Origin of the sequence: Weissella ceti, assembly GCF_018394055.1 — a bacterium.
Classification (GTDB): domain Bacteria; phylum Bacillota; class Bacilli; order Lactobacillales; family Lactobacillaceae; genus Weissella; species Weissella ceti.
Genome location: NZ_CP074441.1, coordinates 1,408,470 through 1,430,081, shown reverse-complemented (window position 1 = coordinate 1,430,081; position 21,612 = coordinate 1,408,470). Strand labels below are relative to the sequence as shown.

Here is a 21,612-nt window from a genome sequence, read left to right as displayed (position 1 = left end):
ATGGCTGAGCGTAAATCACAACAAACGCCAGAATATGCACCATATGTGGCGCAAAATTATGAAAATCTTCGTTTGCCACGACCATTGCAAAAGTTGCGTGAGTCATTGAGCCAACGTGAGAAGATGATGATCTTGATGGTTGTCGGTTTTACGTTGGTCTTTGCACTGATTAGTTTCTTTGCCGTGGCACAATTCAAGACGGTTATGTACCGACCAGCTGAACGCCGTGTCGAAAAGACATTTGTTCAGGTCCAACAACGGGATGGTGTTCAACCAGCGGATGTAATGGACTATACCGACGAATTAAAGGTTGCATTGAAATTGAAGCAAGACCAAGTCGAGATGAAGAAATATCGCGGTGAATGGTATTTCTTTAAGGCACATAATGATCAATTAGCCTTTTTGAACGTCACAGCACAATATCAATTGCTAGAAAAAATTTCATATCGTCTGCTATGGATTTTTGGGTTATCTGAAATTGCACTTTTGTTGATGGCGATGGCCTTAACACGAGCCAATATGCGTCCGATTTTGCGTGCTTCGCACCAACAAAAGACCTTTATTGCTGATGCGGCACATGAATTTAAGACACCGATGACAATTATGCAAAACAACTTGGAACGTATGTTGGAACATCCTAACGATACCGTGATGGATCAAGTTGAGAACATTGCCAATTCATTGACCGAAGTACGTCACTTGAATCATTTAACATCTGACCTACTGACATTAGCGCAATCTGATGCTAGTGTGCCAATGTTTGAATTTGAGGAAATGAATGTTACTGAGGTTGCGCGTGAAGTTGGGGATGTCTATAAGCTGAACGCAGTAAGCAAGGAACAAACACTAACGATTGATATGCCTGATGAATTAATGATGATCGGGGATGCCCAACGTATGCGTCAATTGTTCGTTATCTTAATTGATAATGCGCAAAAGTATGCTGGTGAAGGTGCCCATGTCACCGTATCAGGTGAACAAAAGAAAGATATGATTAAGCTAACCGTATCTGACACTGGTAAGGGTGTTACAGATGAACAAAAGAAACGCTTGTTCGATCGATTCTACCGAATTGATAAGGCGCGTTCTCGTTCAACGGGGGGACACGGTCTAGGTCTATCAATTGCGAAGTGGGTTGTACAAGGACATCACGGAACAATTAACATCACAGATACAGATCCACATGGTGTAACGTTTACGATGAACTTACCTAAAACACAAAAGAAAGTCCGCAGCTAATTAGATAGTTAATTACGATGTGACTGATATAAAAAGACGATGAACGCTCTATTGGATAGAGTACTCATCGTCTTTTTTGTGTTTAATGGTGTGTGCTAGTAAGGAAAGGATTATAGCGGTTGATGATATCGACATCATTGTATTTTCCAAAAAGGAGAATGAAGATAAATAATCCGCCAGTACATGCCGTGCCAATAATGAATGTCATAAGTTTACGAAAGAATGAGACGGGAACGCCAGTACTTTTAACATGTTTCGTTAATTCTTCAGGGAACAAAGATTGAATATCTGTTTCTAGAACACGACAAATGTCTCCCAACATATCTAGTGTGGGATAGTTGTGTCCTTTTTCCCAACGTGACACAGTTTGGCGAGTCACGAATAAAGCGTCAGCTAATTCTTGTTGGGTGAGTTGCTTGGCAACCCGTTGTTGGTATAGCGCGTCTTCAAACTTCATGTGTTCATCCTTCCAATGTGCTTATTTAATAATAATCATACTAAAAGAGGAAAAAGATGACACGCAATATTTATGTTACACGGATAATTAAATCAGCATAACCGTTGATATGATAGGGTTTCGGTTGCGTGGACTCTTCGGCGTCATTATTCTTTGTTGATGGATAATGATGTATGATTGGGACATAGGAATTAGGGAGGATGAAGCGATGAAGAAGAGAATTAGTAATGGATTTGATGAAATGGTTGCGAATTTTGGGTGGTTTGCATTGGTGTGGTTTGTGATGTGGGCGATTCAACCGGAACTTATTGCAAACCAAGAACGTTCACAAATTTTGTGGATGGGATTCTTGTTACTTGCGGTTGGTTTCTTTAAGGGATACCGTGACCAAGTTAAAAAAGATCGCGTGACAGAAGTAGATAAGTAAACGTACATAATTGAATGATTAAAATAAAACGCCAGTCGGGATAAGGTGATATCTCGGATTGGCGTTTTTATTGTGTTTGTTTAGGGGATAAATGTTCGCATGTGTAGGCAGAGCGGTAATGAAAGTGGTATGTTTATACAGATATGAAAAATTGAACAAATTGAAAATAAAGACTGATGAAAGTGAGATTTAACAGATGATTGACATGTGGTCAGATGAAAAAATCGAGTCGTTCAGAGCGACGTTATTAGCGTGGTATGACGCAGAAGGGCGTGACCAATTACCATGGCGTAAAGACCAAGAACCATATCACATTTGGGTGTCAGAAATTATGCTGCAACAGACCCAAGTGAACACCGTGATCCCTTACTATGAACGTTTTATGGGGATGTTTCCAACTGTGCAAGATTTAGCAGCTGCACCAGAACAAGCCTTGTTAAAGGCGTGGGAAGGACTAGGTTACTACTCACGTGTACGTAATATGCAAAAAGCAGCACAACAAATTGTGGACGATCATGCTGGTGTTTGGCCAGATGATATGAAAGGGTTGTTAGATTTGAAGGGGATTGGCCCTTATACTGCCGCAGCTGTGGCAAGTATTTCGTTCAAAGAACCTGTTGCCGCAATTGATGGAAATGCCTTCCGTGTTTATGCACGTTTGTTTAAAATCGATGCTGATGTTGCCCAACCCAAGACGCGTAATTTGTTCTTTGAGTTAGGAAATAAATTAATTGATCCAGTTCGTCCCGGTGATTTTAACCAAGCTATTATGGACTTGGGGTCATCATTTATGTCTGCGAAGAACTATGATTCAGAAAATTCACCAGTTAAAGCCTTCAATGCGTCTTATGAAGATGGGACAGAAGATTTCTACCCGGTAAAATCAAAGGCTAAAAAAGCGAAGCCAATTACATACTTCGCAGTATCTGTTAAATCACCCGAAGGATTTCTGTGGGAACAACGACCAGAAAATGGCTTGTTAGCTAACTTTTGGACGATGCCACTGTACAACTTGAATGAATTTATTGGGGATACTGATGCGAAGTGGACCATTGAGGAAATGATTACGGCGACTGAAGCACGTATTCTGGCAGATTATGGTGTTCAAGTGACACTTGAAGCAGTAGAAGGTAAGCCAGTCACGCACATTTACACGCATCAAAAATGGACAGTGACAATTTTAACGGGTCACATCACAGAAACACCCGAATTGAGTCGCGGTGTTTGGCGCGAACAAGAATTGTTGATGGCAGATCCACAACCGAAAATTCAAGAAAAAATCTGGCAGAAAATGGCGAAGTAAAAAACGCCCTCGATGCCTTAGTTATCGTACTCTTGAGCGTTAGATTCAATCGGCGTAAGTGTTGAATTTATAGGCGTTTTAGGGTATTCTTTTATTATTGGAACCAGTATGGAGAAATGATATGAATCCTCAAGAATTTGCGGCGGCATTACGCGAACACGGTGTTGTTTTGAACGACACACAACTGATGCAATATGAAAAATATTACGAACGTTTGGTAGCAGTTAACGAACATATGAATTTGACAGCTATCACGGACCGTGATGATGTCTATTTGAAGCATTTCTATGATTCATTGACGCTTGCTTTTGCTTACCCAGCATTACAAACAGAACCATTGAAGATGGTCGATGTTGGGGCAGGAGCGGGATTCCCGTCAATTCCATTGAAAATTGCTTTTCCTAATTTGAAAATTACCATCATCGATGCGTTGAACAAGCGTATTAAGTTCTTGGCTGACTTAGTTGATGAATTGGAACTAGATAACGTTACAGTAACACACGCTCGTGCTGAAGAATTCGGTCAAAAGAGTAGCGCATTCCGTGAAACTTTTGATGTGGCTACTGCCCGCGCCTTAGCGCGTTTGAATGTCTTGGGAGAGCTTACACTACCACTTGTTGAAGTGGGTGGTGCATTGCTAGCCATGAAGGGTAGTCAAGCAGACGAAGAACTTCAAGAAGCCAACAAGGCGATCACAACACTTGGTGGAAAGATCGGTGAACAAATCGATGTGACTTTGCCAAATGGTGATCCTCGTGCAGTTATTGTGATTAACAAGGTTAAGCCAACACCGAAGAAGTATCCACGTAAGCCGGGCGATCCAGTCCGCAAGCCATTGTAGGAAGGGGAATAACATGGGACACGTTATTGCATTAGCAAACCAAAAGGGTGGCGTTGGTAAGACAACGACTACTGTTAACCTAGGAGCCTCATTGGCGAGCCTAGGAAAGAAAGTTTTGATCATCGACACAGATGCGCAAGGTAATGCGACATCAGGTTCTGGTGTACACAAGTCATCAATCGAAAAGGACGTTTATGACGTATTGGTTCAAAACGAGCCAATCAAGAACACAATCGTACCAACTTCACACGAAGGACTTGAAATTGTACCAGCAACAATTCGTTTGGCTGGCGCAGAACTAGAATTGGCCCCAGTAATGGCTCGTGAATTGCGTTTGAAGAATGCGATTGCTGACATTGATGGCGACTATGACTACATTTTGATCGACAATCCACCTTCACTTGGATTGGTCACTATCAACACATTTTCAGCTGCGGATGCCATCTTGATTCCAGTTCAAGCCGAATATTATGCGCTTGAAGGTTTGGGTCAATTGATGAACAACATGAAGTTGGTTAAGCAACACTTTAACCCTGACTTGGAAGTTGAAGGAGTCTTGTTGACAATGGTTGATGGACGTACAAACCTATCAACTGAAGTTGTAAACAATGTTCGTGAATACTTTGGTAGCGAAGTGTACCAAACAACTATTCCACGTAATGTGCGTCTTTCAGAAGCACCTTCACACGGAATGGCCATTATGGACTACGATCCAAAGTCAAAGGGTGCAGAAGTGTACATGAATTTGGCGAAGGAGGTCTTAGCGGCCCATGGTGAATAAGAAGAAGTCTGGTCTAGGAACAGTTGGTGGTCTTGATGCTTTGTTCGGTGAACAAAACGTCGATACATCATCAATTGAAGTCCAAGCACCAACGCAAGCTGCTGCACCGGTTGACGGCGAAGCAGTTATCGAATTGAGCTTGGGACAAATTGTTACTAACCCATTCCAACCACGTCGTATTTTTGATGAAGCTGCCTTGGCTGATTTGGCTGCTTCAATTACAGAAAATGGGGTTTTGCAACCAATCATTGTTCGTCCAACTGAAGATTCAAAGAAATTTGAAATCTTGGCTGGTGAACGTCGTTGGCGTGCCTCTAAGCTAGCTGAACAAACAGTTGTGCCAGCAATCATTCGTAATCTTGATGATCAACAAATGATGCAAGCAGCAATCTTGGAAAACTTGCAACGTGAAGATTTGACACCGTTGGAAGAAGCTCAAGCTTACCGCGACATGATGGATGTGATGAACTTGACGCAAGCTGAAGTCGCTAAGCGTTTGGGTAAGGCGCGTTCAGCCGTGGCTAACTTGTTGCGTCTGTTGACATTGCCAGATGTTGTAAAAGACTTGGTCAATGATGGTTCGCTATCAATGGGACAAGCGCGTACATTGCTAGGACTACGTAACAAGCGCCGTATTCCTGGTGTTGCCAAGCGTGTCGTTGACGAAGGATTAACTGTTCGTCAATTGGAACAATTGGTTAACAAGATGAACGAACAAGGTGATGAAACTAAGCCAACAGCCGTACCATCAGCATACTTAACAGCGACACAAAATGTGTTGGAAGAAAAGTTTGGCACAAAGGTTAACGTGACACGTAACCAACGTGGTGCTGGAAAGATCGAAATTTCATATTTGTCAGATGATGACTTGGCCCGCATTTTTGAAGTGTTGGACTTGTCATTGGATGACATGTAAGAGGTTTAGACATGTACGCATTAGGTGACATCGTTGAAATGAAGAAGCCGCACCCATGTGGCGCTAATGCTTGGTTGATTACGCGTATTGGGGCGGATATGAAGATTGAGTGTCAAAATTGCCATCACACGTTGATGATGACACGACACGATTTTAATAAGCGATTTAAAAAAGTCTTGCAAGCAGCTAACGCTGATGCAAATGAATAGAAAAAGAGGAAGACAATATGGCATTGACTGCTGGGATTGTTGGACTACCTAACGTAGGTAAGTCAACACTATTTAACGCGATCACTAAGGCTGGGGCTGAAATGGCCAACTACCCATTCGCGACAATCGAACCAAACGTGGGGATGGTTGAAGTGCCAGATGATCGTTTGGCACGTATCCAAGAATTGGTACCTGCTGAAAAGCTAGTACCAACTACTTTCGAATTTACTGACATTGCGGGAATCGTTAAGGGTGCATCAAAGGGTGAAGGACTTGGAAACAAGTTCTTGGAAAACATCCGTCAAGTTAACGCCATCGTTCACGTTGTGCGTGCTTTTGATGATGATGACATCACTCACGTGTCTGGAAACGTTGATCCTTTGGATGACATCGAAACAATCAACACAGAATTGATTTTGGCTGACCTTGAAGCGGTTGATAAGCGTTTCTCAAAGGTTGAAAAGCTTGCTAAGAAGGGTGACAAGGCCTCAGTTGCTGAATTCGCCGTTTTGAACAAGATCAAGCCTGCGCTTGAAGCTGAAAAGCCAGTTCGTTCATTGGACTTTGATGATGAAGAACAAGCCGTTGTACAAGGATTGTTCTTGTTGACTTCAAAGCCAGTTCTTTACGTCGCTAACGTGGCTGAAGATGACATGGCTGATCCAGAAGCTGGAACATACTACCAACAAATCGCTGAATACGCTGCGCAAGAAAACGCGCAAGTAATCGGAATTTCAGCTCGTGCCGAAGAAGAAATCGCCGAAATGGATGATGAAGACAAGGCCGAATTCATGGAATTGCAAGGAATTACAGAACCAGGATTGAACCGTTTGATCCGTTCTGCATACCACTTGTTGGACTTGCGTACTTACTTCACTGCTGGTGGTAAGGAAACACGCGCTTGGACTTTCCGTGCTGGAATGAAGGCACCACAAACTGCTGGTGTTATTCACTCTGACTTCGAACGTGGATTTATCCGTGCGGAAACAGTTGCCTTTGCTGACTTGGACGAATACGGTTCAATGAAGGCAGTTAAGGAAGCTGGGAAGCGTCGTTCAGAAGGTAAGGAATACGTGGTACAAGACGGGGACATCATGGAGTTCTTGTTCAACGTTTAATCGAGTAGGATGTTAAGGGGAAAAGACATGGAAGAAACAACAGAAGTAAGCTACCCGCTACAAACGCGTGCAGACTTTGCTGCGTCAGGGCTATCAAAGCGTAACCAAGATTTTATCTGGGACGTACAAAACCAAGCAACTGAAGCACAACGTAATGCTGGTTTGGTTGCACAAGTACAAAAGGAATTGTTGGCTGGTCAAAAGACAGGACAAACTGCTCGTCAAATTTTTGGGACACCACAACAAGCACTTGGTTTGGAAACGAAGAAGGCACAAGCAAATGCGCCTGAACGTGGCTACGCCTCATACGGATTCTGGCCAATCGCTATCGATAACGCCTTGGTATTCTTCGGAATGTTTACAGGTATGTTTGGATTGATGCTGTTGTTCAGTGGACAACAAATGCTTGCTGATGGACAACAAAACACAGGATCATTCGGATTGACTGCATTGATCTTGACTGCTGTATCAGGTGGATTGTTCTTTGGTGCATGGTCAATGATCGTTGCGCCACGTCAAGATGGTTCACAACGCAGCATGTGGTTCCGTCTAGCGGCAACAATTATCTTGTTTAGTGCATGGTTCTTGGCATACATGAGTTTCGCCTTTATCCCACTTGCCATTAACCCAATCCTTGATGGTTGGATTTACCTAGCGTTGGCTGGGTTGACATACTTTGGATTCCGCCGCTGGCGTCAAGCTACAGGTATTCAAGGTGGTTTCTTGGGAGGAAACCAACGCCGTCGCTAATTTCTACATGAGTAGGTTGAGAGGAGAATGCAATGAAAATTTTGATTGTTGATGATGACCAAGAAATTGCTGAATTGCTAGAGATTTACGTTAAAAACGAAGGCTATGATCCAATCACCGCTGGTGATGGAAAAGATGCATTGAAGAAGTTGCGCACGAACCCCGACGTTGGTTTGGTTGTTTTGGACATCATGATGCCTGAAATGAACGGAACTGAAGTTGTGAAGGAAATCCGTAAGGATAACGGTGTGCCAATCTTGATGTTGTCAGCTAAGTCTGGCGCAATGGATAAGATTCAAGGGTTGATTACAGGGGCTGATGACTATGTCACTAAGCCTTTCAATCCATTGGAAGTTATGGCGCGTATTAAAGCGCTATTGCGTCGTTCACAAAATGTTATTCAACAAGATACACCGGAAGTGTTGGATGTAGGCCCAATCACAATTAACAAGGATAGTCACGAAGTAAAGACATCAGAAGGTGTTGATATTAACTTGACTGCTTTGGAATTTGGGATTTTATACCTACTTGCGTCACACCCAAACCGTGTGTTTAGTGCAGATGATATTTTCGAACGTGTTTGGCAACAAGAATCTGTCGTGTCTGCTAAGACCGTCATGGTTCACGTGTCACACTTGCGTGACAAGTTGGAAGAAGCAACTGGGGGTAACCAAGTTGTGCAAACAGTTTGGGGTGTCGGTTACAAGATTGAAGTCTTGTAATTCACCGGATTAAGTATGAGATATATAAAGGAGTAGGGCATGAAACCTAAAGCTTGGAGTTGGCTGTTGTTTGGCATAAAGAGTGTGGTTTCAGCCCTCTTTTTTGTGTTCAGCGCATTTGGAATTGCGGCAGTGTTAAATATGCTGCAAATTGAGGTGTCACCAGTTATTTGGAGCGTAGTCGCTTTGATTAACGTGATTGGTTGGATTTTCTCATTGATACATTTCTACGAACAAATGATGTTGGCCTACCTAACTAACTTGATTCGCCAATTGGAGAATCAAGTAACGAAGGTGGACGGACAATATACGGTTCCTAATATGCATTGGGGACACCGATTGAACCCAATGGCTCATGGTGTTGTACGTCTATTTAAGACCGCGCAACAAGCAATGCAAGAACAACGTAATATTGAACGTTCAAAGGACGAGATGATTACCAATGTGTCGCATGATTTGCGTACACCACTAACATCAATCCTAGGATACTTGGGCTTGATTGTGCCGGATGAAACACCAATTGATTCTAAGCAAGCCAAGACGTACGCCAAGACGGCTTATCACAAGGCTGAACAAATGAAGTCGTTGGTTGAAGATTTGTTTGATTACACGCAAGTGCAACAAGTAGACTTTAAGTTACGTTGGGCGCCAATGGATTTGGGTGCGATGCTAGAACAATTGGCCGTATCATATGAACTAGAAGCGAAAGAGCATGGCATGGTCATCTCAACGATTACTGCGGCTAAGCGAATTGAAATGATTGGTGATTCAGATCGACTAGCACGTGTGTTCATGAACTTAATTAGTAATGCTTTAAAGTATGGTGATGGCGCAACCTTTATTCGTCTATCTGCAAAGGTGGATGAATTGGCCAATGTCGTTGAAGTACGTATTACGAATAATGGGGTTAAAATCCCAGAAGAAGCAGTGGCACGTTTGTTTGATCGTTTCTATCGTGTTGAAAGTTCACGTAACTTAGGAACGGGTGGAACTGGACTTGGGCTAGCTATCGTGCAAAGTGTCATTGATGCTCATAATGGAACGGTGAATGTTGAATCAACTGATGAAATGACAAGTTTCATTGTGCGTCTACCACTGCTATCAGAAGAAGATATTATTGAAGAATAAACAGACCTCAGGGTCTATACATATGTTATTTACGGGAGGGGTTAAAAGATGAGACAAAATGTATTTGCGATTAATCGTCAAGTTAAAGCGCGTGCCTTAGATGCACTATCAGGGAATTTTTTCTCAGTGTTGAAGGTTTTCGTTGTACCAACTGTGTTGTACATGGCAATTGCAGCAATTGGAAATGACTTCTTGTCATCTGCGACAGCAATTGTATACGGCATGTTGGCGTTAGGGTTCTTCCCACATGCCAGCACGTTAATGGCATTGCAAGAGCGTGATGCTAATGAAGCGCGTGCGTATGCCAAGAGTTGGTCATGGTTGGCCTTGTTTAAGGTCTGGGCTAACCGACTAAACATGGGAGTTGATTACTTAGTCTTTACCACTGTATTGACGGTCTTTGGGATTGGATCATTATTTGGTGTCCTAATTCCAGCCGTGTTGGTGGGAACATTCTTGGATGGGTTCACATTCATTGGTATTATTGCCTCAGGCGTTATTATGATGAGCTGGGTTGTGATTGCGGTTTGGGTGAGTTTGAAGTTAGGCTTGAATGACTTTGTCTTCGCCGATGCAATCTTTGGTGACATGTCTGCTACTGCTTTCAACGACGTTAACTTTGCAAAGATGACCATGCTAGAACGATTAGGGGCAATCATTCGTACAAGCTGGACGTTGATGACATGGAGCGTGTTCTGGCGTTATGTTTGGTTAGGCTTAACATTACTAGGTTGGTTCATTTTAGGAGCAGTTACCCTAGGGCTAGGATTGTTATTCGCTGTACCATATGCTTTGATGGCCTATGTGGCTTTCTACGAACAAGTCGTGAGTGAAAAGTATGGACAATTCTCAGAAGAAGAATCAGTCGTTACCATTAGCACACGTGTGTTAGATGAACAATAACATTGAATGGCATACAAAAAGAGCCGCTAGCAATCGCTAGCGGCTCTTTTATTTGGTTTTAGATTATTAGTCCATACCAACCATCAAACGCTTGATACGAGGTACCATGAAGACTAGGACGATTCCTAGTGCGATTGAAGTTAGTCCGAAGTATAGGAAGTATGAAACTTCGTTTTCGGGGTTGTATAGACGAACTAGTTGCGCGTTCAAAGCTGAACCAGCAGCATTAGCCAAGAACCATAGTGACATCATTTGTGACATGAAGGCCTTTGGTGCCAAACGAGAAGTGATTGACAATCCAACTGGTGAGATCAACATTTCACCGATGATAACCAATGCCCATGAACCGATTAGCCACCAAGGTGACACAGTAACATTAGTTCCAAACAATGCTCCTGGCAATGACATCAATAGGAATGATGATCCAGCGAACATCAAACCAACGGCGAACTTAAGTGGTGCAGAAGGTTGACTCTTTCCCCACTTAGTCCACAACCAAGCAAAGAATGGTGTGTACAACATAATGAACAATGGGTTCAATGATTGGAACATCGCTGGTGAAACGAAACCAGGCATTCCAGCGTAGTTAACACGTTCGGCAGCGAAAGTTGCTAGAACGATTGATCCTTGTTCTTCAATTGCCCAGAACAAGATTGCGGCGATAAATAGTGGGATGTAAGCCCACACACGTGAACGTTCTTCAGATGTAACCTTTGCACTCGTACTCATTGTAATGAAGTATGAGATTGGCAAAAGCAACGCGATAATTGTTAGTAGGTTAATAAATGATTCAATAGAAGTCCAACCCATCAAGAACATCAAAACCAAGACAAGTGCGAAGACAACGGCTCCAATAACAAACTTACTTACTAGAGGACGAACTTCTTCAGGTTGAATTGGGTTTGGTGCGTAGAATGATTCGGCAGGAATATCCTTCTTACCACGGTGTAGTTGAATCAATCCAAGGAACATTCCAATTGCGGCCAATGAGAAGGCTGCGTGGAAGCCGTAGCTACCTTGTGTCCACCCAACTGAAAATGGCGCGATAAATGATCCAAGGTTAATTCCGAAGACGAAGATTGAGAACCCTGAGTCACGACGCATGTCGTTACCCTTATATAGGGTACCAACCATTGAAGATACGTTAGGCTTTAGCAAACCAGTACCTAGAATGATTAGGGCCATTGATGAGAACAGTGTTAGTGCTGCTCCTGGCATGGCCAACATAATGTGACCAGCCATAATCAATAGTCCACCACCGAAGACGGTCTTGTATTCACCTAAGATACGATCGGCAACGAATCCTCCGATAACACTTGATAGGTAAACAAGTGAGGCGTAGATCGCCATAATTGATGCGGCTGTTGCACGGTCAATATCAAGTTGACCGTTGTCAATCAAGCTCCAGATGTAGTAAAGCAAGATCGCACGCATACCGTAGTAACTAAAACGTTCCCACAATTCTGTTTGGAATAGTGTCTTTAGACCAACTGGTTGGCCAAAGAAGGTACGTTCTTTTTGCGGTTTTTTATCAACCGGGCTGTTTGTAGTACTCATAATTGCATTCCCCCAAAAGTCTAATTCTCATTTAATATGCTCTTTTATGATATTATGATTAGATAATATTAATAATTCTATAACAGGAGTTGTTAAAGTACAAGTTTAAATGGGACGTAATAAGGGAAAAAACATTCAATTTGAGAGGAAACCTGACATGAGTAGCGTGGGATTTATCAGTGATTTGCATTTAGATATTAATAAAATAAGTGATGTTGAAGCAAAAATGACATTAATGCAAGTGATTACCGACAAACAATTAGATTTTTTAGTGTTGGTTGGTGATACTTACAACAATTTTCAACGGACTGAAGCACTTGTCCAAGAGTTAAATGAGAAATTGGTTGGTGAGACACGAATATTCTTCATTTCTGGGAATCATGATATGGCTCGTGGGGTTGATGAAGTTACTATAGAAGAAAGTCATCCTAACTACCTACATAAAAGCTGGTTTGATGTACCGAACTCAGATATTAGAGTCGTTGGCCATAATGGTTGGTACGATTATACATGGGCGCCACAAGTAACCAATGAAGAAGCGAGTGCTTTTCATCATGGTCTATATTTTGATCGTGTGATTCCACAAAAGGAAACTGACATTGAACGTACTGATCGTGCATTAGTAGAAATGCAGACTTTATTTACACAAGCGCAATTAGATAAGAAACAAATTGTGTTTGCGACGCACTTTGTTCCTATTAAAGACGATTTACATGCAGGCAAGGATCCGCGTATTGGGTTGGTGAATGCCATTATGGGGTCAAAACGAATTGGTGAACTAATTCAATCACAGGAAAATGTTGTAGCGGTTGTGTTTGGACACCAACATGTGAACCCACCAATTCGTTATTATGGGGATGTACCTTACGCAAATGTGGCGCTTGGCATCAAAAAAAGGCGCCAAGAATGGCTTAAATCAGACTTATTAAGTGCAATTGAAGAAAAAATGTACATTTTTTCCAAATAGTGTTGACACTTTTAGCAAAACTCTGTATAGTATTATTTTGTTGAGGCGCACCAAGTGCTCAACACCTTATAATTATGGGGGTTTAGCGAAGTCTGGTCAAACGCGGTGGACTGTAAATCCATTCCTTCGGGTTCATAGGTTCGAATCCTATAGCCCCCATTTATCATTGGGATATGGCCAAGTGGTAAGGCATCGGTTTTTGGTACCGTGCATCGCTGGTTCGAATCCAGCTATCCCAGCTAATGAAGCCGGTAGACATTTGTCTATCGGCTTTTCTGTTGCTCAAAAATGTAATTGGCTAAAATGCCAGTGAATACTAGGTGAGAAAAAACAGAAAAGTAGAGAAATAATTCTGCGTAATCAAATTGGTTTGGATCATAAATGTGTCTCAAAAAGCGCTTTAGCGCCTCTAAATGAGATGTTTTTACTGGTTTTCAGCTGATTTACAAAAAAATCTCTTTTTTTCAACTTTTTTTGGCAAAAAGGGTTGCAATCAGTTGGTACGATTGGTATTATAAAAAAGTTGATTGAGGGGGTTTAGCGAAGTCTGGTCAAACGCGGTGGACTGTAAATCCATTCCTTCGGGTTCATAGGTTCGAATCCTATAGCCCCCATTTATCATTGGGATATGGCCAAGTGGTAAGGCATCGGTTTTTGGTACCGTGCATCGCTGGTTCGAATCCAGCTATCCCAGCTAAAAAAGTCGGTGAGCGATTACGCTTGCCGGCTTTTTATTTTGTTTTTAAAAGATTTTTTGATACCATAATAGGTACGAAAAACAGAGGAGCAGGTGTATGAGTACAATTAGTCAGATTAAAAAGCGTGGGAAAGAATTTGTTCGTGGGAGATCCTTCCCGATTGCGTTTAACCTAGTATTTCTTGCTTTGATCGTTGAATTAGTGATGAGCATGATGGTCAATGGTAGTGGACGTATGAATTGGATACGTGGTGTCGCTGCTGGGGATATCGTTGCTAGTGTTGGTGAGATTCGTTCATTATTGTTGGCTTTGTTAGGAATGCAATTAGTTATCGACATCGTCTTGGGTGTCTTTATGATTGGAGCTGGTTGGGCGTTCGTACAATGGCGTGTAACTAACACACCACCTAAGAACCAATACCGTGCAAGTTTACGCTTCTGGCGTAAGGATGTTGTGATGGATAGTGTTGTGTTGATCGCAGTGCGTTTATTCTTCTTAACATTGTGGACGATGTTGCTAGTGGTACCAGGAATCATTAAGCAGTATTCATACTCACAAGCAACTTTCTTATACGCTGAAGACGTTGCTGCTGGACGTCAAATAAAGTCGGCTGGTGCTTACTTGAAAGCTTCTGCGCAATTGATGCGTGGACATAAGATGGAATTGTTTGCATTGCAACTAAGTTTCATTGGTTGGTTTATCTTGGACCTACTAACAATGAAGATGTCTTCATTGTACTCTCGTCCATATTACACAGCCGCAACTGCTGAATTCTTCCTAGCATTGCGTGTTCAAAAGCAAGTCAATGATGACAAGCAATAAAATGACGGAGCAAGAGTTACAGACATTAGTTGAAACGATTTCAACTAATGAGTTCAAGCGTCCGTTTAAACACCAAGCACGCTTTAACACACGTTTACGAACGACGGGTGGTCGCTACCTATTACGTAGTCATGATATTGAAATTAATCCCTTGATGTTAACCGAGTTTGATCAAGAAAATCTCATTGGCGTTATTCGACATGAATTAGTGCATTATCATCTGCATGTAAATGGTCTGCCACACCAGCACCGTGACGCTGCCTTTAAACAACTGCTAGCTGAAGTGGGTGGTGCTCGGTATGCGCCGGTTACATCAAAGCGCCAAGTAAACTATATTTATGAATGTCCGAATGGTCATCGCATGGAACGACAACGCCAAGTGAATACGAAGCGTTACGTCTGTGGTAAGTGTCGTGGACGCCTTCATGAAGTTACGCTTGTCAAAGAATAATAAACGTGATATCCTTTACTGGTTAATTAACCGGTAAAGGAGTTTTTTGTATGGCAACCGAATCAGCAAAACAAATTGATGATTTTCTAAATCATGTCCGCATGTTAGCGGAGAATCAACGAGAAATTCTAATCTGTGATCGTTCAGATGCGAATGTGACCACAACACAGGGACACGTCTTGATGTTGTTGGCACAACAAGGACCACAAACGAACACAGCTTTGGCCCAAGCCCTGCAAGTATCTCCAGCAGCAATTACTAAGGCGATGAAAGTATTGCAAAACGATGATGAACCCATGGTGGCGCAAATTCCAGATGAAAATGACTTACGTGTAACCCGTTGGTCACTAACACAACGGGGGATTACGTTAGCCTCAGCACACGCCCAAGAACATCGTGATACCTTGGCGGAATACGATGCAGTCTTGGCAGACTTTAATGAAGAACAACAAGCCGTAATTGGTGAATTTTTAACAGCGATGACAAGTCGTCTGGATGGGGGACAAATGCATGGAAAATAAGCGTTCTAAAGTATTGTTATGGATTCCGACGATTCTAGTGATTGGTTTAATTGTGACTGTGATTTACCAAGGACTACAACAAAATAAAACAACTCAGACCGATGATAAGTTGACGGTGATTACCAGCTTGAACAGCTATGGTGATATTGCGGAAGCTGTCTTGGGTGATGCTGGTTCAGTTACCAGTGTGATTGCGAATCCAGATGTAGACCCGCATGATTTCGAACCAACACCAAATACAGCTAAGCAATATGATCAAGCCGATGTCATCATTTCAAATGGTGGTGGTTTGGATGCTTGGAGCGAAAAGTTTGCTAAGGCGAACCAACAAGCGAAGAGCATCAGCATTAGTACGCTGTACAACTACCACGAAGGTGATAACGAACATTTCTGGTATGAACCAGATTTGGTTGAGAAGTTAACGAAGGAATTGGTCAAGACATATAGTGATCTTGCCCCTGACCATCGTCGTACATTTGAAGATAATGCACGTAAGTACTTGGCTAAGATGGATAAAGTGACGACGTTGCGTGAGGAATTAACGAAGCAACTAAAGGGACAAGCAGTACTAACAACGGAACCCATTTTTGATCCATGGCTTAAAGCGATGGGGGTAAAAGTATTAGTGCCTGAATTTGCCTTTGCTGTTGAAGAAGGGCAAGACCCAACGCCAGCATCAATTAAGGCTTGGGGAGATGCAGCCAAGCAACACAAAGCGGCTGCGGTGATTCAAAATACACAAGCAACAAGTCAATTGGTTGACCAATCTGTTAAGGCGGCTAAAGATGCGGGTATGCCAATTGTGCAAGTATCAGAAACGAAGCCAGCTGACGTCAATTACATTGACTGGCAATATCAACAATTAGAGGCTTTGAAGAAAGCGGTGAAATAAATGGTAGTGGTAAAAGGAGCAGGTGTCGGGATTGCTTTTGGTGATCGCTGGCTATACCGAGAAGTAGATTTTGAATTACGTAAGAAGCGTGTCTTAGCTGTTGTTGGGGACAACGGGACTGGGAAGACAACGTTGATTCGTGCTTTGTTGGGACAACAACAAATTACGGCGGGAGAATTAATCTGGGAAACAAGTGATAACGTTGTTCGTTATGTCCCACAAGAACGTCCAGATGCGCAAAACTTCCCGTTACAAATTGCGGATTTTGTGGCGTTGAGTAATGATCAAGGTTGGCGTCCTTGGATGACCCAAGCAGAAAAAGCGCACTTGGCACACATTCTAGAAGATACCAATCTAACGAAGTTAGCTAAGCAACGCATCGATTTGGCTTCTGGTGGTGAACGTCAACGTGCCTACTTGGCACAAGCGTTACTAGCCGATCCGGATGTTTTAATTTTGGATGAAGCAACGGCTAATCTAGATAATGTCGCTAAGTTTGAACTGATGGATGTTGTCCGTCATTATCGTGATCACCATGATTTGAGTATTGTGATGATTAGCCACGATTTGGACATCATTCAAAAGTATGCGGATGATTACTTGTTACTGCGTCCTGATAGTAGTGAATTTGGATCAGTCGCAGAGTTAGATATTCATAAGTTAGAAATGGGGAAGAACAATCATGTTTAGTTATCCATTTATGCAAAATGCGTTTTTCGTAGGTACATTGATCGCTGTCGTCAGTGGTTTCGTAGGTGTCTTTGTGGTTGCGCGCCACTTGTCTTTCTTGGCCCATACACTTAGTGAAATTGGTTTCGCGGGTGCCGCCTTCGGTTTATTTATGGGATGGTCTCCTTTGTGGGGAATGCTGCTATTCACAATTCTAGCTGCCACAACAATTGGTGAACTAGGGATTCAAGAAAAGCGTGCTGAATCATTGATTTCAGCGGTAAGTGCCGTAGCGATTGGGCTGGGGATTGCTTTCCTGGCGTTATCCCAAAAGAATGCGAGTGCGGCCACAAGTATCCTCTTTGGATCAATCTTTAGTATTAGTACTGAAAATATTATCCAAGTTGTTTTGTTGGCAGGTGGTGTCTTAGTTGTCGGACTAGCTTTGTTCCGACCATTACGTCATTTCGCCTTTGATTATCAAACAGCACGTTTCAGTGTGAAACACATTGTCGGAATTGAAGTGGTGTTCCTTGTTTTGATGGCCACAACCGTGGCAGTATCATCACAAATTGTGGGATCATTGTTAATCTTCATTCTAATGACGCTACCAGCTAGTTCTGCAATGCGTATTGGACGTACTGTTTGGCAAATGCTTGGCTATGCCATTCTATTCGCCTTGGCAGGTGTCTGGTCTGCGCTAGTCTTGTCATTTTGGACGAACTTACCAGTTTCATTCTTTATTGCGATTATTGAAGCGGGTATCTACTTTGTGACACTTGCGTTGACACAAAAGAACCGTAAATAATGCGTTAAGTTAAAAGCCGACCCATTTTCTTGGTTAAAAGAAAGTGGGTCGGCTTTTCTGTCTATATTTAATGGGATAGCTAAATTTATAACTTCTTAAATTGCGTGATAATCAAAATAATCAGATATACAACACCAACTAATCCAGTGAAGAGATTCCAATACCATTCGAAGTTAATTGTGGTTGTTTGCAGCGGAAATAATTTGATTAAATTTGTGACTAGCAAAATGGAAATAATGTATGGGACAATTTTCATACTTCACCTCAGGTTTGAATTAAGTTGTGCATTTTACACAACTATGTTTATGTAACTGTTCGAGAATTAAGCTATACATCAAAAATAGACCAATTTATGTCTTGTTGCAACCAAACATGTTTATTTAAGAAGATGATATGGGGTATTCCTGTAGCTAAGGCGACAAGCCACTATGTTTCTGATAGAATGAATTTAATACCGAAAAAAATAAAAGGATGTACTGAAAATATGTTAACAGTGTCAAATGTGTCAGTCGTATTTACTGGTAAGAAGTTGTACGAAGACGTTAATTTACAATTTACAAACCGTAACACTTACGGAATTATTGGAGCCAATGGAGCCGGAAAGTCAACTTTCTTGAAGGTTTTGGAAGGTAAGATCCAACCAACTACAGGAACTGTTTCAATGGGTCCTAACGAACGTATGTCATCATTGGTACAAGATCACTTTGCTTTTGATGATCTAACAGTGATGGAAACTGTTATGCGTGGATACAAGGAATTGTTCGACGTTAAGTCTGAAATGGACGCCATATACGCAAAGCCAGACTTCAGCGATGAAGATGGTATCCGTGCCGGTGAATTGTCAGCTAAGTTTGACGATATGAACGGTTGGACTGCGGAAGCAGACGCCGCACAATTGTTGCAAGGGTTGGGGATCTCAACTGAACAACAAAACACTTTGATGGGTGACTTGCCTGAAACAACTAAGGTTAAGGCCTTGTTGGCACAAGCATTGTTTGGTAACCCTGACATCTTGATCTTGGACGAACCGACTAACGGTTTGGATTCAAAGACAATTGCATGGTTGGAAGACTTCTTGGCAGACTACGAAAACACTGTTTTGGTTGTTTCCCACGACCGTCACTTCTTGAACGCTGTTTCAACTATGACTTTGGACGTTGACTACGGAAAGATCACAGAATTCGTTGGAAACTACGACTTCTGGAAGGAATCTTCAGAATTGGCTGCGCGTTTGCAAGGGCAACAAAACGCCAAGAAGGAAGAACAAATCAAGCAATTGCAAGAATTCGTTGCGCGTTTCTCAGCGAACGCTTCAAAGTCTAAGCAAGCGACTGCTCGTAAGAAGCAACTTGAAAAGATTACATTGGATGACATCCAACCTTCAACTCGTAAGTACCCATTCATCAACTTCGAAATCACTCGTGAAATCGGAAACGACATGGTGCGTGTTGAAAACGTCTCAAAGACAGTTGATGGTGTGAAGTTGCTTAACAACGTTAGCTTCACTTTGGCACCAAACGAAAAGACTTTGATCATGGCCGAAAACGACGTTGCCGCTACTGCGATGATGGACATCTTGGCTGGTGTATCAGAACCTGATGAAGGATCAGTTGTTTGGGGAGTGACAACTTCTCACGACTACCTAGCTAAGGACATGGGACAAAACTTCCCTAAGCCTGAAATGTTCATCTTGGACTTCTTGCGTGACTTCGCTGCTAAGGGTGAAGACGACAACACATTCCTACGTGGATTGTTGGGACGTATGTTGTTTAAGGGAGAAGATGCCGAAAAGACTTTGGACGTTTTGTCTGGGGGAGAAAAGGTTCGTGTTATGTTCTCTAAGCTAATGTTGACTAAGCCAAACGTGTTGGTATTGGATGACCCTACTAACCACTTGGACTTGGAATCAATCACGGCATTGAACGATGGTTTGATCGACTTCAAGGGTGGAATCGCCTTTACGTCTCACGACCGTACATTTGCGCAAACAATTGCTGACCACATTGTCGTGCTTGGTAACGAAGGTGTTATCGAACGTGCCGACACTAACTTCGAAGAATTCATGGCTAACCCATCAGTTATCGAAGCAATGGAAAAGCAAAACATTGTTTTGTAATCTAAATTAATAACAATAAAAGTCAGAAATCATAGTGATATGGTTTCTGGCTTTTTCTGTTAAAATAGAAATCACAAAAGTGATAAATGAGGTGCTTAACATGGCAAAGAAAACGAAAGTGAAGAAGATTCTAGTTGAACAGATTTTGGATAAGGCTAAGATTCCATATGAATCAATTGTCTTCTCTGAGGGGATGGACCGACGCGAAGAAGAATTAGCAGCACATGGTATTACTGAAGCGGATGTTTACAAGACGTTGGCACTATCTGGAAATGTGACAGGACCATTAGTTGGTATTGTGCCAGTTGAAGGACACCTATCTGAAAAGAAATTAGCCGCGGTATCTGGTAATAAGAAAGTACACATGTTGCCAGCCAAGGAGTTGGTCGCCACAACCGGTTATGTCCATGGGGCGAATAACCCAGTGGGGATTTGGCAAACAAAGAAGTTTCCAATCTATTTTGACAATGCCGCGCAAGAAGCGGGGACAATTGTTATTTCAGCTGGTGAACTAGGCCGTTCAATTCAAGTTAATGCTGAAGCGTTAGCAAAGTTTGTTCACGGTCAATTTGTCGATATTCAAGCTGAGGAGGCCTAATGAACTGGACGACCTTTTGGCAATTATGGTTAACGATGTTATTTTGCTTTGGTGGTTCATTTCTTTTGGCGGCACTAATGATTTCAGCGGTGACGCAACAAATTAATACGATGATTGATCGGCGTTTCGGTGAACGCGTGGTGGACTATTTGGCGTTGTTTGGGGTCATTGTCCATGAATTATCCCATGCAATTATGGCTTTTATCTTCCGTCATGACGTGGATAAGATTCAATTGTTTCAACGTGGCAAAGTCAATGATGATGGGTATCGCACGCGTGGCTATGTCTCACACTCATGGCGCCCAGATAGTTTTTACCAACAAATGGGAAATATGATGATTGGCTTGGCACCTATGTTTGGGATTACAGCAATGGGATTTGGTTTAACTTGGTGGTTATGGCCAGAATTATTGGATATGAACCGAGAAACATGGGTCACGATGAGTAGTTGGTGGCAATTGCCGTTGTTGTTCATTTTGTTAATTAGTTTAGTGTTGGGATTGAAGTTAAGTCGATCAGATTGGCAAGGTGTTCGGAATGGATTGCCCCAATATGTATTGGTTCTAACTGTGATAACGATTATTGTCTGGTTCATGAAGATTTCAGCGGAAATGGTCTGGTTGACAATTGGTAGTCCGCTAGTTTTAGGTATGTTAGGATTACTTGGTATTGCAATTATTGTGTATGTGAGTGTTTGGGCTTTGACCCGTTAGGAGCGA

At 42.3% G+C, this 21,612-nt stretch carries 25 protein-coding genes and 4 tRNA genes; 26 read left to right on the top strand and 3 right to left on the bottom strand.

Annotation, left to right across the window (positions count from 1 at the left end):
* Entirely contained in the window at window positions 1–1,239 is a 1,239-nt protein-coding gene (locus KHQ31_RS07490; RefSeq protein ID WP_213408949.1) for a sensor histidine kinase, read from the top strand.
* Window positions 1,240–1,321: 82 nt separating this feature from the next.
* On the opposite strand, the gene KHQ31_RS07485 is transcribed toward KHQ31_RS07490, so the two are convergent.
* Window positions 1,322–1,696, bottom strand: coding sequence for a helix-turn-helix transcriptional regulator (locus tag KHQ31_RS07485; RefSeq protein WP_213408948.1), 375 nt, complete (start codon window positions 1,694–1,696; stop codon window positions 1,322–1,324).
* A 208-nt stretch (window positions 1,697–1,904) separates the two neighbouring features.
* Here KHQ31_RS07485 and KHQ31_RS07480 point away from each other — a divergent pair, with 208 nt between their 5' ends.
* The 11 genes from KHQ31_RS07480 to KHQ31_RS07430 all read left to right on the top strand — a co-directional run bounded on the left by KHQ31_RS07480 (window position 1,905) and on the right by KHQ31_RS07430 (window position 10,794).
* A complete protein-coding gene (locus KHQ31_RS07480) occupies window positions 1,905–2,123 on the top strand; it encodes a hypothetical protein (RefSeq protein ID WP_213408947.1) in 219 nt (72 codons plus the stop codon).
* 196 nt (window positions 2,124–2,319) lie between these two features.
* On the top strand, window positions 2,320–3,426 hold the full coding sequence (mutY, locus tag KHQ31_RS07475) for an A/G-specific adenine glycosylase (protein ID WP_213408946.1): 1,107 nt from the start codon (window positions 2,320–2,322) through the stop codon (window positions 3,424–3,426).
* Between the two features lie 121 nt (window positions 3,427–3,547).
* Window positions 3,548–4,267 carry a 16S rRNA (guanine(527)-N(7))-methyltransferase RsmG gene (gene rsmG / locus KHQ31_RS07470; RefSeq protein WP_213408945.1) on the top strand — a complete coding sequence of 240 codons (720 nt, stop codon included), beginning with the start codon at window positions 3,548–3,550 and terminating at the stop codon, window positions 4,265–4,267.
* 13 nt (window positions 4,268–4,280) lie between these two features.
* On the top strand, window positions 4,281–5,048 hold the full coding sequence (locus KHQ31_RS07465; protein WP_213408944.1) for a ParA family protein: 768 nt from the start codon (window positions 4,281–4,283) through the stop codon (window positions 5,046–5,048).
* Entirely contained in the window at window positions 5,038–5,964 is a 927-nt protein-coding gene (locus KHQ31_RS07460; protein ID WP_213408943.1) for a ParB/RepB/Spo0J family partition protein, read from the top strand. Before KHQ31_RS07465 ends, KHQ31_RS07460 begins: the two co-directional genes overlap by 11 nt.
* A gap of 11 nt (window positions 5,965–5,975) precedes the next feature.
* Window positions 5,976–6,173, top strand: coding sequence for a DUF951 domain-containing protein (locus tag KHQ31_RS07455; protein ID WP_213408942.1), 198 nt, complete (start codon window positions 5,976–5,978; stop codon window positions 6,171–6,173).
* A gap of 17 nt (window positions 6,174–6,190) precedes the next feature.
* Complete coding sequence (ychF, locus tag KHQ31_RS07450; protein ID WP_213408941.1) at window positions 6,191–7,291, top strand: redox-regulated ATPase YchF; 1,101 nt, start codon at window positions 6,191–6,193, stop codon at window positions 7,289–7,291.
* A 27-nt stretch (window positions 7,292–7,318) separates the two neighbouring features.
* The gene (locus tag KHQ31_RS07445; RefSeq protein WP_213408940.1) at window positions 7,319–8,041 is read left to right on the top strand and encodes a DUF1129 family protein; all 723 of its coding nucleotides are present in this window, start codon (window positions 7,319–7,321) and stop codon (window positions 8,039–8,041) included.
* Between the two features lie 32 nt (window positions 8,042–8,073).
* Window positions 8,074–8,763 (top strand): response regulator transcription factor, encoded by a 690-nt coding sequence (locus KHQ31_RS07440; RefSeq protein ID WP_009765137.1) that lies wholly within the window; start codon window positions 8,074–8,076, stop codon window positions 8,761–8,763.
* Window positions 8,764–8,802: 39 nt separating this feature from the next.
* On the top strand, window positions 8,803–9,891 hold the full coding sequence (locus KHQ31_RS07435; RefSeq protein ID WP_213408939.1) for a sensor histidine kinase: 1,089 nt from the start codon (window positions 8,803–8,805) through the stop codon (window positions 9,889–9,891).
* A 48-nt stretch (window positions 9,892–9,939) separates the two neighbouring features.
* Window positions 9,940–10,794: a DUF975 family protein gene (locus KHQ31_RS07430; RefSeq protein ID WP_213408938.1), complete on the top strand. Its 855-nt coding sequence runs from the start codon at window positions 9,940–9,942 to the stop codon at window positions 10,792–10,794.
* A 66-nt stretch (window positions 10,795–10,860) separates the two neighbouring features.
* On the opposite strand, the gene KHQ31_RS07425 is transcribed toward KHQ31_RS07430, so the two are convergent.
* Window positions 10,861–12,351 (bottom strand): peptide MFS transporter, encoded by a 1,491-nt coding sequence (locus KHQ31_RS07425; RefSeq protein WP_213408937.1) that lies wholly within the window; start codon window positions 12,349–12,351, stop codon window positions 10,861–10,863.
* A gap of 157 nt (window positions 12,352–12,508) precedes the next feature.
* Here KHQ31_RS07425 and KHQ31_RS07420 point away from each other — a divergent pair, with 157 nt between their 5' ends.
* The 11 genes from KHQ31_RS07420 (at window position 12,509) to KHQ31_RS07370 (ending at window position 18,179) form a co-directional block, all read left to right on the top strand.
* Complete coding sequence (locus KHQ31_RS07420; protein WP_213408936.1) at window positions 12,509–13,318, top strand: metallophosphoesterase; 810 nt, start codon at window positions 12,509–12,511, stop codon at window positions 13,316–13,318.
* A 76-nt stretch (window positions 13,319–13,394) separates the two neighbouring features.
* Window positions 13,395–13,477, top strand: a tRNA-Tyr gene (locus KHQ31_RS07415).
* 8 nt (window positions 13,478–13,485) lie between these two features.
* A tRNA-Gln gene (locus KHQ31_RS07410) sits at window positions 13,486–13,557 on the top strand.
* A 292-nt stretch (window positions 13,558–13,849) separates the two neighbouring features.
* A tRNA-Tyr gene (locus KHQ31_RS07405) sits at window positions 13,850–13,932 on the top strand.
* 8 nt (window positions 13,933–13,940) lie between these two features.
* A tRNA-Gln gene (locus tag KHQ31_RS07400) sits at window positions 13,941–14,012 on the top strand.
* 100 nt (window positions 14,013–14,112) lie between these two features.
* Window positions 14,113–14,838, top strand: a complete 726-nt coding sequence (locus tag KHQ31_RS07395) for a DUF975 family protein (RefSeq protein WP_213408935.1) — start codon at window positions 14,113–14,115, stop codon at window positions 14,836–14,838.
* 1 nt (window position 14,839) lies between these two features.
* Window positions 14,840–15,289, top strand: coding sequence for a SprT family protein (locus KHQ31_RS07390; RefSeq protein ID WP_213408934.1), 450 nt, complete (start codon window positions 14,840–14,842; stop codon window positions 15,287–15,289).
* 50 nt (window positions 15,290–15,339) lie between these two features.
* Complete coding sequence (locus KHQ31_RS07385) at window positions 15,340–15,810, top strand: MarR family winged helix-turn-helix transcriptional regulator (protein WP_213408933.1); 471 nt, start codon at window positions 15,340–15,342, stop codon at window positions 15,808–15,810.
* Entirely contained in the window at window positions 15,800–16,702 is a 903-nt protein-coding gene (locus KHQ31_RS07380) for a metal ABC transporter solute-binding protein, Zn/Mn family (protein WP_213408932.1), read from the top strand. Before KHQ31_RS07385 ends, KHQ31_RS07380 begins: the two co-directional genes overlap by 11 nt.
* A complete protein-coding gene (locus tag KHQ31_RS07375; protein ID WP_213408931.1) occupies window positions 16,703–17,392 on the top strand; it encodes a metal ABC transporter ATP-binding protein in 690 nt (229 codons plus the stop codon).
* Window positions 17,385–18,179, top strand: coding sequence for a metal ABC transporter permease (locus KHQ31_RS07370; RefSeq protein WP_213408930.1), 795 nt, complete (start codon window positions 17,385–17,387; stop codon window positions 18,177–18,179). Before KHQ31_RS07375 ends, KHQ31_RS07370 begins: the two co-directional genes overlap by 8 nt.
* 85 nt (window positions 18,180–18,264) lie before the next feature.
* Here the strand turns inward: KHQ31_RS07370 and KHQ31_RS07365 are convergent, their stop codons facing one another.
* Window positions 18,265–18,435 carry a hypothetical protein gene (locus KHQ31_RS07365; protein ID WP_213408929.1) on the bottom strand — a complete coding sequence of 57 codons (171 nt, stop codon included), beginning with the start codon at window positions 18,433–18,435 and terminating at the stop codon, window positions 18,265–18,267.
* Between the two features lie 228 nt (window positions 18,436–18,663).
* On the opposite strand from KHQ31_RS07365, the gene KHQ31_RS07360 reads away from it, so the two are divergent.
* The 3 genes from KHQ31_RS07360 (at window position 18,664) to KHQ31_RS07350 (ending at window position 21,606) form a co-directional block, all read left to right on the top strand.
* Window positions 18,664–20,295 (top strand): ABC-F family ATP-binding cassette domain-containing protein, encoded by a 1,632-nt coding sequence (locus KHQ31_RS07360; protein ID WP_213408928.1) that lies wholly within the window; start codon window positions 18,664–18,666, stop codon window positions 20,293–20,295.
* 100 nt (window positions 20,296–20,395) lie between these two features.
* A complete protein-coding gene (locus tag KHQ31_RS07355; protein ID WP_213408927.1) occupies window positions 20,396–20,893 on the top strand; it encodes an aminoacyl-tRNA deacylase in 498 nt (165 codons plus the stop codon).
* The gene (locus tag KHQ31_RS07350; protein ID WP_213408926.1) at window positions 20,893–21,606 is read left to right on the top strand and encodes a zinc metalloprotease; all 714 of its coding nucleotides are present in this window, start codon (window positions 20,893–20,895) and stop codon (window positions 21,604–21,606) included. Before KHQ31_RS07355 ends, KHQ31_RS07350 begins: the two co-directional genes overlap by 1 nt.
* The last annotated feature ends 6 nt before the right edge of the window (window positions 21,607–21,612 follow it).